Below are 15,916 nucleotides of genomic sequence, written 5' to 3' on the forward strand. Positions count from 1 at the left end.
GCCCGGGGGCCTCGATCAGCCCTGCCAGCCGGGGCGCAGCGCCACGCGCAGGATACGGTCATTGGCCGCCAGGAACAGCGCACGGCCGCCCTCGCCAAAGGCGCAGTTGGCGACCGGCGAGCCCTGTTCGATCAGGCCCAGCGGCTCGGCGTCGGGCGTCATCAGCATAATGCCGCCGGGCACCGAGCAGACGAGCGTACCGTCGCGCGCGACCTTCATGCCGTCGGGCAATCCCGCGCCGCCCGCCGCCCGCATCGCCCTGGCGTCGAGCAGCACGCGGCGGCCGCTCACCTGTCCGTGCGTATCCACGTCATAGACCATGATGCGCGGCGCGGCCTCGTCCGACACCGAGACGTAGAGTTTCCGCTCGTCGGGCGACATCGCAATGCCGTTCGGCTTGGTCAGCTCGCCGTCGATCAGGTCGATGCGACCATCGGGGCGGCGGCGATAGACGCCGTTGACCGGCTGTTCCTTCAGCGGTGACCGGTCGCCGTCCTGAAAGCCGTAGGGCGGGTCGGTGAACCAGATCGCCCCGTCGCGCGCGACATGCATGTCGTTGGGGCTGTTGAAGCGCTTGCCCGCATAACGATCGGCCAGCACAATGCGGCGGCCGGTGGCCAAGTCGACGCGGTCGAGGCTGCGCCCGCCGCTATTGGCGATCAACAGCGCACCACCGGCATCCAGCGCCAGGCCATTCGCGCCGGGTTCGCGGACCAGCTTGGGGTCGGTGCCGGGCGCGCCCGACGGGTTCAGCACGACGGAAAGGCCGCGTCCCCGCTGCCAGCGGCGCACCAGATTGGCGGGGGGATCGGAAAACAGCAGATACCCGCCGCGCGGCACCCAGACCGGCCCCTCGGCCCAGCGGATGCCAGTCGCGATCACCTCGGGCTCGGTGCCCGGCGCGATCATGCGGTCGAGCGCGGGGGACAGGCGACGAAGACGCGGCGCGCCCTGTGCCGCCGCGACGGGCGCGGCCATGAGCGCAAGGCCTGCGGCCAGGACGGAGCGGCGATCGGGTGTCATGTCCATGATGATGCGCGAAGCCTGGAAGCCGCGCAAGCCACTGATCCGCCTGCCGGTTTGGGTCATCGGGGCGGGGCGATGGAGGGGGTGGGCGGAACCCTTTGGACGGGCCGACGCTGTGGTCGCATGACCCAGAAGGAAAACGACATGGCGGAGCAGAAGACGGCGACCCTCTACCGCATGGTGCTGCCCAAACATACCTGCCCCTTCGGCGTGCGCGCCAAGGAGATGCTGGAGGGAGCAGGCTATGAGGTCGACGACCGCATCCTGTCCTCGCGCGACGAGGTCGAGGCGTTCAAGGCGGAGCAGGACGTCGCCACCACCCCGCAGATTTTCATCGATGGCGAGCGCATCGGCGGCAGCGACGCACTGGAGGCTTATCTCGCCGATTAGGCGCGATCGTTTCTGTTCTGCCGTTCAGGCGACAGCCGGGCGAAAACAGGCCTGCTCTCCCGAACCCCATACCACCCCGGCGAAGGCCGGGGTCCAGTTGGGAAACGGCAAGAGGGGCGTCCAATGATCGCCCAACTGGATCCCGGTCTTTGCCGGGACGGCGCTTGGGGGACATGGGAAACCTTCGCAGGGGAAGAGCGGATGGCCGAAACGCTTCAGGCGGATGGCGGCATCGCCCCCATGGCTTCCGCTGCTTCGGTCATCGCCTCGCACAGAGCATGGGTCGCCAGGATATTATCGGCATCCGTCGCCACCCCGTCGCGGGCGGCGCTCAGGAAGTCGAGGCACATCGCCTCGAACCCGCGCTGCCGGCCGACCGAGGTCCAGTCGCCGCGTCGTGTCCGGACCTCGCTTCCGGCCAGATGCACCTGGTCCGCCATGTTCAGCACCGACCGGCGGAGGCCGCCCCCCATCACGTCCAGCCGTTCCTCGTTCAACCCGCTGTCCCGGTGCATCATGCCGATCGCGGTGAAACCGTCGCCCGCCAGCATCAGTGTGATCGCGGTCAGCAGGCCGTCGACGACCCTGGGTTCGATCACGCGGCGGCGTATCGGCCCCGGCGCCATGAAGAGCAGCGTGTCGGCGACATGGATGAAGTCGTCGAAGATCACACGGCGCGCGACGTCCGGCTGGCGGTGGCGGTGCTTCTCCATGACGATCAGGTCCGCCGTTTCGTCGCGCAGCGTGGCGTAGCAGGGCGCGAACCGGCGGTTGAACCCGATCCGCAGCAAGGTGTCCTGCGCCGCCGCCAGCTCGACGAGCCGTTCGGCCTGTGCCAGCGTATCGGCCAGCGGCTTGTCAACGAAGGTCGCGATTCGCGCCTCGAGCAGTCGCCGGACCAGTGCGGGGTGCGCCTCGGTCGCGGCGTGGACGAAGGCGGCGTCGAACGCGCCGGTCGCCAGCGCCGCGTCCAGCGTGGCATGATGGCCCGCCACCCGCCAGGCGCGGGCGGTGTCGTGTCGCACCTGCGCATTGCGCGTGACGAGATGCAGGGCGATGTCGGGGCGGGACGCCAGGACGGGCAGATAGGCCTTGTGCGCGATATCGCCCAGACCGATGACCAGCACGCGCATGTCCGTCTCTCCTTCGACCCACCGCCATGGAACCGGGGAGGGCTTTCGATCCGTCCGGCTTTCCGCCGTCACGGGGCCGCGTGTCAAACGCCGATGGGACCGCCGTGCCGTCCTCCGCCGTCTTGTACCGCACGGCGCCTTCCCCTATCGATCGCAGCGGCGGTGCCGCGAGGTGCTGTCATGATCGCGTCGGTTCCTCCGGGAGGAGGATGAAAAGGGAATCCGGTGAAGGCGAGTGGTCGCCGAAATCCGGGGCTGTCCCTGCAACTGTAAGCGGCGAGCAAGGCGTGCACCGGCGGGATGATCGCATCCGGCCAGGCCACTGGGGCAACCTGGGAAGGCCGCACACCCGGCGACGACCCGCGAGCCAGGAGACCTGCCGACGTCTGGTCGCTCATGCCTGGTCCAGGGGATGGCCGAGGCACGGTGATGATCCGACGAGCGACGCCAAAGGTGCGGCGGGGGCCGCATGGATGGGTGTGCGCGTGGCCGGTGGCGTCCGGCGGGCATGGCCGTCGCCGCGTGTGCGGAGGGCCCCCGTCGATGTGCGTCAGACGCCCGAAGGACAAGACGATGTCGTGTATTTCCCTGAATGCCGCCGCCCCGGCGATATTGCTCGCGCTGGGTGCCGCCCCCGCGATCGGACAGGTGGCCGAGCCCCGTGCCAATGAGGGGGGCAGCGACAGTGCCACCATCCTCGTCATCGGCGAAAAGGACGGTGGCGTGCTGACCATGCCCAATGCGACGGCCAGCCGGTTGAACCTGACGCCGCTGGAAACGCCCGCCAGCATCGCGACGCTGGACGGCGACACCATCCGTGCGCGCGGGGACCAGTCGCTGGTCGATGCGCAGACCCGCGCACCGGGGATCACCAGCGTCGCCAATCTGGGCAATGGCGGCACCGCGCTCGCCGCGCGCGGCTTTGCGGGGCAGGGGTCGGTGCTGCAACTGATCGACGGCGTGCGGCTGTTTCCGGCGGCGGGGACGATCACCTTTCCGACCGACCCTTGGATGGTCGAGCGGGTCGACGTGCTGAGCGGCCCGGCCTCGGTCCTGTACGGGCAGGGCGCGCTGGGCGGTGCGGTGAACGTCGTGATGCGGCGGCCCGACGCCCGGCGCACCTCCGTGCAGGGTGAGATCGGCTATGGCGCGCAGGACAGCCTGCATGCCGCGGCCGGAATGGGCGGGCCGATCGGCGACACGCTGGCCTATCGGATCGACGGCAGCTGGCGGCGCTCGGACGGTTATGTCGATCGGGGATCGTCGCGCAGCCTGGCGCTGGCGGGGACACTGCGCTGGACGCCGCTTCCGACACTGGCGATCACGTTGCGCGGCGATCATGGCGACCAGCGGCCCATGGCCTATTTCGGAACGCCGCTGATCGCGGGGCAGCTCGATACGCGTAACCGGCGGGCGAACTACAATGTCGCCGATGCGCGGCTTCGCTTTCGGGACGATCGCGCCACGCTTCAGGTCGATTGGACGCCAAACGACTGGATCAGCTTCTCCAACACCACCTATCGCCTGACCAGCGACCGGTTCTGGCGCAATCTGGAAAGCTATGCCTGGGTCGCGCCCGTGGGAGCGGGGTCGGGCACGATCCAGCGCAGCGACAATTATGGCATCCGCCACGATCAGACGCAGTGGGGTAACCAGGCGGCCGTCACGCTGAAGACGCCGATCCGGGGCGCGGTGGGCAATGCGCTGGTCCTGGGCTTCGACGCCAATCTGGTCCGGTTCACGCACGAGAATAATTTCGGATCAGACGCGCAGGTCGACATGGTCGATCCCTTCCGCTTCGACCCCGGCCGGTTCCTGGATACGCAGGGGATCGCGCCGCGATACCGCACGCGGACCGGCGAATGGGCGATCTTCGCCGAGGACCGGGTGACGCTGGGCGGGGGAGTGTCGATCGTCGGCGGCGTGCGGCACGAACAGGACCGGGTGCAGCGCTGGTCGATCGCCTATCCGCAGGGAACACCGGCCGAGACCTTCGCCCTCGATCGCACCTATCGCAACACGACCTGGCGCATCGGCACGGTGTGGCAGCCGCAGGCGACGCTGTCGCTCTACGCGCAATATGCGACCGGGGTCGATCCGCTGGGCACGCTGACCACGGTCACCACGGGGCAGGTGGCATTCAGCAATGCGCGCGGCCACCAGGTCGAGGTCGGCGCGAAGGCGTTGTTCCTGGACGGGCGCGGCACCGCGACGCTGGCCGCCTATCGTATCGTCAAGACCGGGCTGCTGGCGCAGCGGACCCTGTCGAGCCCGATCGAACAGGTGGGGCAGCGATCCGCGCAGGGGATCGAGGCGGCGGTGACGCTCGACGTGACGCGCACGGTGGGCATCGACGCCAATGGATCGGTGCTGGATGCGCGGTTCGATGATTTCCTGTCGGGCGGCATCAGCTATGACGGCAACACGCCGCCCAACATCGCCGAGACGATGGCCAATGTCTGGCTGCGCTGGGATGCCACCCGGCGGGTCCAGGCGCGCGCCGGGCTGCGCTATGTCGGGCGACGTTTCTCGGACAATGCCAACCGTTTCCGCATCCCCGGCTATGCGACGGTGGATGCGACGATCGCCTATGCGCTGACCGATCATCTGGCGGTCGATCTGCGGGCCGCCAACCTGTTCGACAAAGCGTATGCGACCACCAGCTATGGCGACGAACAATGGCTGCTCGGCCGTCCGCGTTCGATCGACGTGGCGCTTCGTGCCGCTTTCTAAGGCGACGCGGCGGGCAATCTTGCGCTGGCTGTTCCTGACCCATCGCTGGGTCGGGATCGTCACCTGCCTGTTCTTCGCGATGTGGTTCGCCTCGGGGCTGGTCATGCTCTTCGTGCCCTATCCCGCGCTGTCGCCCGCCGCGCGCTGGCAGGGCGCGGCGGCGATCGACTGGGCCAGGGTCGACGTTGCGCCACCTCTGGCACCGGGCGCGGCGGGCCTGGTGCTGGAGATGCGTGGGGCAGAGCCGGTCTGGCGGATCGAGCAGGCGGACGGGACCATCCGGACCCGCGCCGCACGCCGCGCCGCCATACTCGCCCCGGTGGACGAGCAGCTGGCCCGCCAGGCCGCCGTCGCCTTTGCCGGAACGCCGGTCCGCTCCGCCGAGCGGCTGATGCGTGACCAATGGACGGTGGCGGGCGGTTTCGACCGGCATCGTCCGCTTTGGAAGGTGTCGCTCGCCGACGCGGCGGGTACGGTTCTCTATGTCTCGTCGGCCACCGGCCTGCCGGTACAGCGGACCACCGCGAGTCAGAGGATGTGGAACTGGCTCGGTTCGGTGCCGCACTGGCTGTACCCGACCATCCTGCGGCAGGATCAGCCGCTATGGCGGCAGGTCGTCCTGTGGGTGGCGGGGCCGGGTATCGCAGTGGCGCTGACAGGGTTGTGGATCGGCATCTTGCGTGCACGCTTCGGGCAACGGCGTTACCGGGCGGGGCGGATCAGTCCCTATCACGGCTGGATGCTCTGGCATCATGTCAGCGGCTTGGTCGGCGGGCTGTTCCTGCTCAGCTGGATCGTCAGCGGGTGGCTTTCCGTCGATCCGGGGCGGCTTTTCGCCGGGACCACGACCGCGCCAGCGGCTCTGGCGCGCTATCGTGCGCTGACGATGGCGCCGGGACTGACGCTCGCGCGGCTGGCGGCGGCGGCACCGCAGGCGCGGACGGTCGAGATCATCGGTAGCGCCGGGCAGATGCGGGTCGTGATCGACCGTGCGTCGGACCGGGCCCGCATCCTCGAGGCCGCGACCCTGGCCGCGCCGCATGGGGGTGACCGGATGTGGGGCCATGCGACGGCGGCGCTGGTCCCGGATGGTCGCCTCTGGCAGGTCGATCGACTGGGCGAGCGTGATGCCTATTGGCCCGCGACCGCAACGCTGCCGGTGCTGCGTCAGCGTTTCGACGATCCCGCACGGACCTGGCTCTATGTCGATCCGGCCACCGGCGAGGTCCTTGCGCGGCAGGACCGGGCGCGGCGGCTCTATCGCTGGGTCTTCGATCTGCTCCACTGCTGGGACTGGCCCTGGCTGCTCGAGCGGCGGGTGCTGCACGACGGAATGATCCTGATCCTTTCCGCCTTCGGGCTGATCCTGTCAGTCACCGGTATCCGGCTGGGTTATCGCCGGGTCATGAAGCGCGCCTGAGCCGCCTGCACCGCGCGGGCAAGCGGGGCGGGGGGCTTGATGACCTTCAGGCTGATCGTGGTGTGGGTGCGGGTGACGCCCGGCAACAGGGTCAGCTGGTCGCGCAGCAATCCGTCCAGCGCCTCGACGTCGCGACAGGCGATCTTGAACAGATAATCGGCCTCGCCCGCGATCGAGTGGCATTCCAGGATCGCGGGATCGTCCATCACCGCCGCCTCGAACGCATCGCGCTGGCTGGCGTCGATCGCGACCTGGACATGCGCGACGACGCTGAGGCCCAGCGCGGCGGGGTCGATCTCGGCGCGATAGCCGCGAATGACCCCCGCCTCCTCCATCGCCTGCACCCGGCTCCAGCACGGCGTCTTGGACAGGCCATGCTCGGCGGCCAGCGTCGCGAAGGACTGTCGGCCGTTCCGCTCCAGCGATTCCAGTAGGCCGAAGTCGACGGGGTTCAGCTTTGTGCGGGACATCGGTCTGCTATTTCCCTGTCGAACGGAACATCGTTCCGCCCATGCTATCACCCACCCGCGATTTTGCGAACAATGTCCCCGTATGGCCGGTATAAGGTCCGGGCCATGGAAGCACGCGATCCCCGGCCCGCCGACATGACCTATGGCGATTATCTGCAACTCGACCGGCTGCTCGCCTGTCAGGCGCCCCTGTCGGGAACGCATGACGAGTTGCTGTTCATCGTCATCCACCAAGCGTCCGAATTGTGGCTGAAGCTGTGCCTGCACGAGCTGGAGGCGGCGCGGCATGCGATCATCGCCGACCGGCTGGGGGTGGCGTTCAAGATGATGGCGCGGGTCGCGCGGGTGCAGGCCCAGCTGATCCAGAGCTGGGACGTGCTGGCGACCATCACCCCGGCGGATTATACCGCGATGCGCGGCAAGCTGGGTTCCAGCTCGGGCTTCCAGTCGGCGCAGTATCGCGCGCTGGAATTCATGATGGGCAACAAGAACCCGGCGATGATCGCCGTCCATGAGCTCGATGGGGCCGCCCATGCGATGCTGGCCGAAGCAGCGGCGCGGCCCAGCCTGTATGACGAGACGCTGCGCCTGCTCGACCGGCGTGGATTCGCGATCCCGGCCGACCGGCTCGAGCGCGATTTCACCCAGGGCTATGTCGCTTCGGATGCGGTCGAGGCGGCCTGGCGCGCGGTCTATGCCGAGGCGGACCGCTATTGGGACCTGTACGAACTGGCCGAAAAGCTGGTCGATCTGGAATATCGGGTGCAATTGTGGCGGTTCGGGCATTTGAAGACGATCGAACGGATCATCGGCTTCAAGCGGGGGACGGGCGGCACGGCGGGGGTGCCGTATCTGGCGCGGGTGATCGACCAGGTGTTCTTCCCCGAGTTGCTGACCGTGCGGGTCGCGTTGTGACGGAGAAAGCGATGACGGGCATGATCACTTTGGATGAGGCGCGGGCGCGCGATGCCGCCGATCCTCTGGCCGCCAGCCGTGCGCGGTTCGACCTGCCGGAGGGGGTGATCTATCTGGACGGCAACTCGCTGGGCGTGCTGCCCTCGGCGACGATGGCGCGCATGGAACGTGTGGTGCGCCACGAATGGGGCCGTGACCTGATCGGCAGCTGGAACACGGCGGACTGGATCGGTGCGCCAGCCCGCATCGGCGACCGGATCGCGCCGCTGATCGGCGCGGGGCCGGGGGAGGTGATCGTCGCGGATTCCACCTCGGCCAACTTGTTCAAGCTGCTCGCCGCCGCGCTGGCCGATCGGCCGGGACGCCGCACCATCCTGTCCGAGCCGGGCAATTTTCCCACCGACCTCTACATGGCCTCGGGCGTCGCCGAGTTCATGGGGGCGACGCTGAAGACGGTTCCGTCCGACCGGATCGTCGAGGAGATCGACGCGGATGTCGCGGTCGTCCTGCTGACCCATGTCCATTACAAGACCGCGCGCAAGCTCGACATGGCGGCGATCACCGCGGCGGCGCAGGCGGCCGGTGCGCTGACTTTGTGGGATCTCAGCCATAGCGTCGGGGCGGTTCCGGTCGACCTGAACGGCACCGGTGCCGACCTGGCGGTCGGGTGTGGATACAAATATCTGAACGGCGGGCCGGGGGCACCGGCGTTTCTTTATGTAGCAGAGCGACATCAGGCGCGTCTGCGTTCGCCTTTGTCGGGCTGGATGGGGCATGGCGCGCCGTTCGATTTCGACGACGCCTATCACCCCGCGCCGGGTATCGCCCGCTTCCTGTGCGGAACGCCGCCGATCCTGGGCCTGGCCGCGCTGGAGGAAGGCGTGGCGCTGTTCGATGACGTCGATTTCGCAGCGGTCGTCGAGAAATCGGTGGCGCTCTCGACCCTGTTGATCGAGCAGGTCGAGACGCGCTGTGCCGGGTTCGGCCTCGAACTCGCCACGCCGCGCGATCCGGCGGCGCGGGGCAGCCATGTCTCGTTCCGCCACCCCGAGGCCTTTGCCCTGTGCCAGGCGCTGATCGAACAGGGCGTGGTCGGCGATTTTCGCGCGCCCGACATCCTGCGCTTCGGCCTGACGCCGCTCTATCTCGGTTATGCCGATGTGTGGCAGGCGGTCGAGCGGCTGTACGATATCCTCGCCAACCGCCGGTGGCAGGACCCGCGCTTCCGTGTCGTCAAGCGGGTGACATGAGCGGCACCGGAACGGGCTATCAGCCGCTCGTCTGGGACGACCTGACCCGTCGGCCGCGTCCCGAGCCGGACGCGACGATCGCCTACGGCTCCGACTCGCTGCAAAAGGTCGATATTTGGCTCCCCGGAGGCGCGGGGCCGCATCGGACCGTGTTGATGGTGCATGGCGGCTGCTGGCAGACCGAAATCGCCGATCGCCGCCTGATGAACTGGGTCGCCGATGATCTGCGCCGGAACGGCTATGGCGTCTGGAACATCGACTATCGCGGTGTCGACCGGGCTGGAGGCGGCTATCCGGGCACGTTCCTCGATACCGCCGCCGCCGCCGATGCGCTCCTTGTCGAGGGCGCGCGGTTCGGGTTGGCGACCTCACCGGTCGTCGCAGTCGGCCATTCGGCGGGCGGCCATCTGGCGCTTTGGCTCTCCGGGCGGCCGCGCCTGCCGAGCGGCAGTCCGCTGGCCAGCACTGATCCACTGCCCATCGCGCACGTCATCAGCCTGGGCGGCCTGCCCGATCTGGAGGATGTGGCCGCCAGCCCCGACAATGGCTGCGGCACCGAGGTCGTGGCGCGCCTGATCGGTGCCGACCGCAGCGATCCCTATACCGACACCTCGGTCCCTCGATTGCTGCCGCTTGGCGTGCCGCAGGACCTGGTCAACGGCCGCGCGGACCGCATCATCCCGTTCCGCATGGCGACCGACTACATTACCCGCGCGCAAGCCGCCGGGGACAGGGTTATGTTGCATGAGGTGGCGGATACCGGCCATGTCGAATTGGTCACGCCGGACACATCGGCCTGGAACCTGACCAAGCGCCTGATCGCGCTGGCATTCGATAGCTTGGGCGGGGCCTGACGACGGCAGCCCGATGTGTCGGGTACTGTTCAGCGCGGTACAGAAATTTTCCGACCTGCCAGCCTGCCATTCTGGTGGCTGCCGGTGACCCTCGCCAGAGGCGTTGTTCCAACGGGACAAGCACGCAATTCTTGCAGGCTTCGTGAGGCTCTTACCCATCAGTTTGTACGCACGGCCTGTACCCGTGTGCGTGCTGATATGAGCCCTCTCTTCGTATCCGTAAAGGCAAAGCTGGTGGAAGCACGAGCCTATTGTGCGGTGTGAGGTGTGGAACGCAGGCGGAGCATCGGGACCCCCAGAAAAAGAGCCTTGCTATGACTACATTCATCCCGGGTATTGCCATCAGTCCACGACGCCAGCGCCTCATCGACAGGATGGACATACGGCGCTTCCAGATCGAACAGTATGACTTGGCAGTGCTGGCGCGGTCGTTGGCTGGGACCACGTGCCTGAATCATTAGGCTGCGTGTCCGTCGCGGGCCAGCGCGCAGCCCTGGTCGCCACCCGCGCGCTACGCAACGCCGCCAAGTCCGCTCGATTAGATTGCCATGGCCACCACAGAGCTAAGAATGTCCAGCGGCCGATGGGCATGGGTGCCACACCCGATGTCGATGAAATCTTGGGCACTACCAGTCCCGCCAACCAAGCCGCCTATGCAGCGCACTTGAACCTCCATCAGTTGAAGGTCATGTCGGCCACCGAACATTGCCGCACCGTCGTCAGGGGAGCAAATGTCGAGGCCTGCACCGACTGCGGGTTACTGGCGGGTCGTCTATAGCTCCTGTTGAAATAGGCACCGCTCGCAGTGCCAGGACACGGATGTACGCATATGGATCCGGACTGAAAGGGGGCGGCTCAGTTGTCGCAGCGCCCGCATCTCTGTCCTTTTCAGGCGAAAGCGAGGACAAGCAAGCTGTGATGCCGATCAAGTCGACTCTGCGGGTTCTCGTGATCTAGCGGTGACCCGGCCCCGGTTCTTCAGCTTGTTGAAGAGCCGTTCAACGCCACTGCGCGTTTAATTGCACCAGCCCCGCGCAGTTCAATCGAAACACGTCGCGTCGAGCAAATGCCTCTCCGATCATACGGGATAAGTCCATGTTTACCCTGCGACAATCGTCTGGTCCCAGCCCCGATGGATGGAACCTGCGGCGCACAGGGTCGTTGCCGAGCGTCGGTCAAATCAATCTGCCGACCGAGAAAAACTGGCCAAGACTAAACCCATGAAAAATAATGATAATAATAGTTACGCTTTATCCAAAAGTGTATCAGATGGCAAGCTGTTAATCGCCTTGGCCATTTTTCCGGGCCTCCCGTCTCATCCTTGACCTTGTCGCAGCCACTCTGAGTGCGCTTCCATTTATGATTATGGGGAAAAGTATCGTCAGATACTGTCGGCTTAAGCGTTTGCGGCGCGCTATCTGAAACGCATCCGATCGGTATCGGCCGCGCTTCGGTGGAAGAACTTTGCCGCTTACCGGACGTTTCATCACAGGTGATGTGCCGCGAAAGTGGGGGCTGCTCCCTCGTGCCGCCACATACGTGACGCGATTTCCCGCTCCTCTGGTCCGACAGCGCTAGTATAGATGGCCGTCGTCTTAATGTCCGCATGTCCCAGCCACCGCTGAACCAACGTCAGCGGTACGCTTGCCTGGATCGCCCGCACGCCAAAGCCGTGGCGCAATCCCTTGGGACTGGCATAGCTTCCTTGGACCATTGCATCGCTCATGACTTCGCAGATGCGGCGATATCCGGTCATGCGCGACCAAGGCCATAGACGATCATTCGTTCCATTAAGAGTTTGGAACCAGCATTGTAGGATTTTCAAATATGAGGCGGGAAGCGGTACAGCTCGATATACACATTTTCCCCGCTTCTTAAGGCAACGGATGACGACGTGCTTCGCTTCGAAGTCGATACTGTCCTTCGTCATAGCCAAGGCTTCCGATATACGGCAGCCAGTAAAGGCCATCATGCAGCAGAATGTCTTGATGTCGGTGCTGCACGATCGGGCGACACGGATAAACGCGTCTATTTCCTGCGAAGTCAGATACTTCCGTTGGCCATGCTGGTTGTAAATCGTCCCGGGCATTGGTTCTTTTCCTCGCGCTGGGCTGCTTTCTGAGGAACACGTTGAGTTCGTTTCGATATCATAACGACGCTCCCGGGCGACTGATACACTTTTGGATATACAGTAACAGACTCGGTGGTTCGATCCCGACCGCTGCCGAGCTGGGGGTTGCCGATGGCTTTGCGCGCGAGAAATAGGAGGCAATCGGCCATCGCATGCGGCGCGCTATGCTCGCCGATCCGGCCGGATCGTTACGCCGCACATTTTCAGTTCCGTATTGCGAATTATCAGCACCTTTCGTCCGCTTATGGCGGCGCGACGGCCGACGCCGTGGTGTCGGCGGTTTGCAGTCATCTGGTGCAGGTTGTGCGAGGTGCTGGTTCGGTCGAACGGGTCGCGGCCGAGCTGATAGAAATCCGCCTCGTGTCGCTGCCTGCGTTTGATGCCGAATCCGATGGGTTGGCCTGTCAGGCATGGGTCGACGGGGTGTGTGGTATCCTGCCGACCGTGCCGTTCGAAACCGGTGCTGGTCCGGTCCACTTGTGGCTGTCTGGGTGCTGGCGTTTGGCAATCGACGGGGCGGAGTTCGGCGAATGGTGCTTTCCCTTTGCCGGTGCGCCCCCCGGTGAAGGTGATTGGTGCGTCCAGTATCGTGGGGACATGGCGCTGGCGTCGCGTACGCTGGCTACGCTCGACCCGTCCGGCATCGGTGATGCGGATGGCAATGTGCAGTTGTGCTGGCAGGTCGTGTGTAATGCGGAAGACGGGCGTATCGCCTATTTCGAGGCATTGGCACGGCCGTCCGACCGTCATGGTGCATTTCCGGCTGCCGATGACTGGATCTTGGCCCTCGAACGGACGGGGATGGTGCGTCTGTTTGACCGCCATATGGTAAGACAGGTCCTGGCCGATCTGGAGCAGGCGCCGGACGATGTGAGCCTGGCGGTCAATCTGTCCGCGCTAAGCCTATGTACCGATCCCTGGTGGGCGGATGTCATGGAGCGGCTGTGCGCCCGACCGAATGTCGCTCGGCGACTATTGCTCGAGATTACCGAAACGGCTGCCGTGCCCGACTTTTCGCGGGCGATTGCGCTGGTCAACCGGCTGCGCCGACTGGGATGCCGGATCGTGATGGACGATTTCGGGGTCGGCCACGCTTCGATCCGTCAGCTGCTCGCCTTCGCTCCGGATATCGTAAAGGTGGATCGCATTTTCGTATGGCGGGCAGGCATGTCGTCGCGCGACCAGCTGCTATTTGCGCGACTCTCTGCGCTGGCGGCGTCGGTGGGTTCCATCGTGGTGGCGGAAGGCGTGGAAACGCCTGAACAGAGTCGAATTGCCCGGGATGCCGGTGCGCTTTGGCAACAGGGTTATTTCTGGGGGCGGCCATTCTATTCTCGCCCTTGGAAAGAAGTAAGGCGTCATTCGTCAATAGTCCCTGACCGGCCGATCGGCCGGTACCGTCCGGTTAGCTCACGTCTGGCGGTCGGGCGATGACGATTGCACATGTTCCGGATCGCCGGGTGGTGCGATGGCTTTCGCCGCTCAAGGTTGTATCATTGCCATATAGAAAAGTAATTGATGTGGGAGGTCAATCGTGACTGATTCCAAGCATCGATACGCCATAGAAAAAGATAGAATGCTGCGTGAAGAATTTTTTCGCATTGATGACGATGTCGAAAATACTTCGTTATTTTTTCGCGGAGTGGTTTTTGCGGCATCTTTGTCGGTTCCGTTCTGGGCTGTCGTTGCATTTTGGCTGATATGAATCGCAAGCTCCATGGCTGCGATGACGATAGCCACTTGTCCAACACGCATCGAAAGGAAAGGCTATGTTGGTATCGACAACCAAGTCGTTAATCGCGGCGTCCGCCATCATCTCGCTGGCGGCCGCTGCGCCGCCCACGGCAAGGAAGGCGGCGCGCGTTGGCGCCAGGGTCGGCGCGCAGTCGGGAGGGGCGGCTGGCACGGCGGGGGCAACCGGTGCGGCGGGCGGCGGCCTGCTGACCAACACGCTGTTCCTTGCCGCCCTGGGGGGTGTGGTAGCGACAGGCGCGATCGTTGCGGCGGCGGCCGGAGACAACGAGCAGTCGGTCAGCCCGGCATCGTGATCCGCCCCTAACGGGGGACCGTAGAACATTTCGAATGACGTAGTCCCAGATCCGCAGCGTCGGTTCTGGGGAGGGGGACGCACGTGCTAAATCCGGCTCAACGCCCAATGGGCTATATAGAGGAACCGGCGATCGTCGATGCGCCGGGATGGGGGGGCGCCATGTTCTCCGGCAAGCCCATTCGCTTCGTGTTTCTGGGGGGGCAGTTGTGCCTGGCGGATGCCATCGCCTTCATTGCGACCGCCAGCCTGTCCGCGACCCTTGGCATGACGATCGGCGGGACGGTCCATCCGCAGCTGCTGTGGATGCTGGGCGCTATCTACTTCGCCGTCGCGGTCTATGGAGCGGCTTATTCCCCGGCGATCGCCGCCGACGCAGTACGCAGCGTGCAGCGGGCTTGGCTTGCGCTGCTCATCACCTTCTGCGCCGCGGCGACCTTCGCAGTCCTGGAGGGGCGGTCGATGGACCACGTGTCCACGGCTTTGCTCCCCTCCTTGACCGGTCTTGCCTTCACCCTGGGGGGAGCGCGTAGCGCGCTGGCGTTGCTGTTGGGGTCTGCCTGGTGGAGTGAACGATCGGGGCGGCACCGCACCATCCTGATCGTCGATGGCGAGGCAAGCCTGGTTGCCCCGATGGACGGTTTGGTGATCGATGCCGTCCGCCACGGTCTGCGCGCCGATGTCCATGACCCCGGCGTTCTGGAGCGGCTCGGCGCACTGGCAGGCAGGGCCGACCGCCTGGTCGTTTCCTGCCCGCAGGATCGTCGCGCCGCCTGGGCAGCTGCATTGCGCGGCGCCAATGTCCCGGTGGAATTGCTGGTCGAGGAAGTCGCGTCGCTGGCTCCCACGGGCGCAGGTAGCTTCCATGGACAGGCGACGCTGAAGGTGGCGGGCGAGCCGCTGTCGTTGAGCGACCGCATCACCAAGCGGCTGTTCGATATCGTGGTGGCTGGGATCGGCCTGCTTCTGCTGACCCCGTTCCTGCTGTTCACTGCGCTGGCGATCCGGCTCGATAGTCCCGGCCCGGCATTGTTCCGTCAGCCGCGGATCGGCCGGGGTAACCGACAGTTTCGGATGCACAAGTTTCGCAGCATGCGCGTCGAGACGCAGGATCTTTCGGGCAGCCGGCTGACCCAGGGACGCAGCGACGATCGCGTGACGCGGATTGGTCGGATCATCCGATCCACGAGCATCGACGAATTGCCGCAGCTGATCGACGTGCTGCGTGGGGACATGAGTATCGTCGGGCCCCGGCCTCATGCGTTGGGCGCGAAGGCTGGCGACAAGCTCTATTGGGAAGTCGATACCGCTTATTGGCACCGCCATGCCGTCAAGCCCGGCATGACCGGACTGGCGCAAGTCCGCGGGTTCCGTGGCACCACCTTTGTCGACGCGGACTTACAGAACCGGCTCGACGCAGACCTCGAATATCTTCGCGACTGGTCGCTGGGGAAAGACATCAAGATCGTCTTCCGCACCGTCATGGCTCTGGCCGGTCGATCGGTCTTCTGACCGCCTCATTCAACGCCCGCCCGGCGCACCGGGCA

General features: G+C 65.6%; 14 protein-coding genes and 1 riboswitch. Of the genes, 10 read left to right on the forward strand and 4 right to left on the reverse strand.

Annotated features, from left to right (window positions below; translation table 11 throughout):
• Positions 1–15: 15 nt before the first annotated feature.
• The gene (locus tag U1703_RS03885; protein WP_332784650.1) at positions 16–1,023 is read right to left on the reverse strand and encodes an SMP-30/gluconolactonase/LRE family protein; all 1,008 of its coding nucleotides are present in this window, start codon (positions 1,021–1,023) and stop codon (positions 16–18) included.
• Between the two features lie 126 nt (positions 1,024–1,149).
• Between U1703_RS03885 and U1703_RS03890 the strand changes: the two genes are divergently transcribed.
• A complete protein-coding gene (locus tag U1703_RS03890; RefSeq protein WP_332784651.1) occupies positions 1,150–1,416 on the forward strand; it encodes a glutaredoxin domain-containing protein in 267 nt (88 codons plus the stop codon).
• A gap of 215 nt (positions 1,417–1,631) precedes the next feature.
• Here the strand turns inward: U1703_RS03890 and U1703_RS03895 are convergent, their stop codons facing one another.
• The gene (locus tag U1703_RS03895; RefSeq protein WP_332784652.1) at positions 1,632–2,549 is read right to left on the reverse strand and encodes a Gfo/Idh/MocA family protein; all 918 of its coding nucleotides are present in this window, start codon (positions 2,547–2,549) and stop codon (positions 1,632–1,634) included.
• A gap of 173 nt (positions 2,550–2,722) precedes the next feature.
• A riboswitch (cobalamin riboswitch) is annotated at positions 2,723–2,947 on the forward strand.
• A gap of 175 nt (positions 2,948–3,122) precedes the next feature.
• Between U1703_RS03895 and U1703_RS03900 the strand changes: the two genes are divergently transcribed.
• Positions 3,123–5,282: a TonB-dependent receptor gene (locus U1703_RS03900; protein WP_332784653.1), complete on the forward strand. Its 2,160-nt coding sequence runs from the start codon at positions 3,123–3,125 to the stop codon at positions 5,280–5,282.
• A 19-nt stretch (positions 5,283–5,301) separates the two neighbouring features.
• Positions 5,302–6,702: a PepSY-associated transmembrane domain-containing protein gene (locus tag U1703_RS03905; protein WP_332784654.1), complete on the forward strand. Its 1,401-nt coding sequence runs from the start codon at positions 5,302–5,304 to the stop codon at positions 6,700–6,702.
• On the opposite strand, the gene U1703_RS03910 is transcribed toward U1703_RS03905, so the two are convergent.
• Positions 6,675–7,172: an Lrp/AsnC family transcriptional regulator gene (locus U1703_RS03910; protein WP_332784655.1), complete on the reverse strand. Its 498-nt coding sequence runs from the start codon at positions 7,170–7,172 to the stop codon at positions 6,675–6,677. The genes U1703_RS03905 and U1703_RS03910 overlap by 28 nt on opposite strands.
• 105 nt (positions 7,173–7,277) lie before the next feature.
• Between U1703_RS03910 and U1703_RS03915 the strand changes: the two genes are divergently transcribed.
• The 3 genes from U1703_RS03915 to U1703_RS03925 are packed head-to-tail and all read left to right on the forward strand — an operon-like array spanning position 7,278 to position 10,191.
• On the forward strand, positions 7,278–8,087 hold the full coding sequence (locus U1703_RS03915) for a tryptophan 2,3-dioxygenase (RefSeq protein ID WP_332784656.1): 810 nt from the start codon (positions 7,278–7,280) through the stop codon (positions 8,085–8,087).
• Positions 8,088–8,098: 11 nt separating this feature from the next.
• Positions 8,099–9,337 (forward strand): kynureninase, encoded by a 1,239-nt coding sequence (kynU, locus tag U1703_RS03920; protein ID WP_332784657.1) that lies wholly within the window; start codon positions 8,099–8,101, stop codon positions 9,335–9,337.
• Positions 9,334–10,191 (forward strand): alpha/beta hydrolase family protein, encoded by an 858-nt coding sequence (locus U1703_RS03925; protein ID WP_332784658.1) that lies wholly within the window; start codon positions 9,334–9,336, stop codon positions 10,189–10,191. Before kynU ends, U1703_RS03925 begins: the two co-directional genes overlap by 4 nt.
• A 1,486-nt stretch (positions 10,192–11,677) precedes the next feature.
• Here U1703_RS03925 and U1703_RS03930 read toward each other — a convergent pair.
• Positions 11,678–12,280, reverse strand: a complete 603-nt coding sequence (locus U1703_RS03930) for a tyrosine-type recombinase/integrase (protein WP_332784659.1) — start codon at positions 12,278–12,280, stop codon at positions 11,678–11,680.
• A 153-nt stretch (positions 12,281–12,433) separates the two neighbouring features.
• Between U1703_RS03930 and U1703_RS03935 the strand changes: the two genes are divergently transcribed.
• The 4 genes from U1703_RS03935 (at position 12,434) to U1703_RS03950 (ending at position 15,881) form a co-directional block, all read left to right on the forward strand.
• A complete protein-coding gene (locus U1703_RS03935) occupies positions 12,434–13,756 on the forward strand; it encodes an EAL domain-containing protein (protein ID WP_332784660.1) in 1,323 nt (440 codons plus the stop codon).
• A 100-nt stretch (positions 13,757–13,856) separates the two neighbouring features.
• The gene (locus tag U1703_RS03940; protein ID WP_332784661.1) at positions 13,857–14,027 is read left to right on the forward strand and encodes a hypothetical protein; all 171 of its coding nucleotides are present in this window, start codon (positions 13,857–13,859) and stop codon (positions 14,025–14,027) included.
• Positions 14,028–14,091: 64 nt separating this feature from the next.
• Entirely contained in the window at positions 14,092–14,370 is a 279-nt protein-coding gene (locus U1703_RS03945; RefSeq protein WP_320452550.1) for a hypothetical protein, read from the forward strand.
• A gap of 107 nt (positions 14,371–14,477) precedes the next feature.
• Positions 14,478–15,881 (forward strand): sugar transferase, encoded by a 1,404-nt coding sequence (locus U1703_RS03950; RefSeq protein ID WP_332784662.1) that lies wholly within the window; start codon positions 14,478–14,480, stop codon positions 15,879–15,881.
• The last annotated feature ends 35 nt before the right edge of the window (positions 15,882–15,916 follow it).

The organism is Sphingomonas flavida (genome assembly GCF_036663655.1).
In the GTDB taxonomy this organism is placed as follows: domain Bacteria; phylum Pseudomonadota; class Alphaproteobacteria; order Sphingomonadales; family Sphingomonadaceae; genus Sphingomonas.

Coding starts and splice junctions, on each gene's coding strand:
- U1703_RS03885 (WP_332784650.1), bottom strand. CDS start 1,023: ATGACACCCGATCGCCGCTCCGTCCTGGCCGCAGGCCTTGCGCTCATG.
- U1703_RS03890 (WP_332784651.1), top strand. CDS start 1,150: ATGACCCAGAAGGAAAACGACATGGCGGAGCAGAAGACGGCGACCCTC.
- U1703_RS03895 (WP_332784652.1), bottom strand. CDS start 2,549: ATGCGCGTGCTGGTCATCGGTCTGGGCGATATCGCGCACAAGGCCTAT.
- U1703_RS03900 (WP_332784653.1), top strand. CDS start 3,123: ATGTCGTGTATTTCCCTGAATGCCGCCGCCCCGGCGATATTGCTCGCG.
- U1703_RS03910 (WP_332784655.1), bottom strand. CDS start 7,172: ATGTCCCGCACAAAGCTGAACCCCGTCGACTTCGGCCTACTGGAATCG.
- U1703_RS03915 (WP_332784656.1), top strand. CDS start 7,278: ATGGAAGCACGCGATCCCCGGCCCGCCGACATGACCTATGGCGATTAT.
- kynU (WP_332784657.1), top strand. CDS start 8,099: ATGACGGGCATGATCACTTTGGATGAGGCGCGGGCGCGCGATGCCGCC.
- U1703_RS03925 (WP_332784658.1), top strand. CDS start 9,334: ATGAGCGGCACCGGAACGGGCTATCAGCCGCTCGTCTGGGACGACCTG.
- U1703_RS03930 (WP_332784659.1), bottom strand. CDS start 12,280: ATGCCCGGGACGATTTACAACCAGCATGGCCAACGGAAGTATCTGACT.
- U1703_RS03935 (WP_332784660.1), top strand. CDS start 12,434: ATGGCTTTGCGCGCGAGAAATAGGAGGCAATCGGCCATCGCATGCGGC.
- U1703_RS03945 (WP_320452550.1), top strand. CDS start 14,092: ATGTTGGTATCGACAACCAAGTCGTTAATCGCGGCGTCCGCCATCATC.
- U1703_RS03950 (WP_332784662.1), top strand. CDS start 14,478: ATGGGCTATATAGAGGAACCGGCGATCGTCGATGCGCCGGGATGGGGG.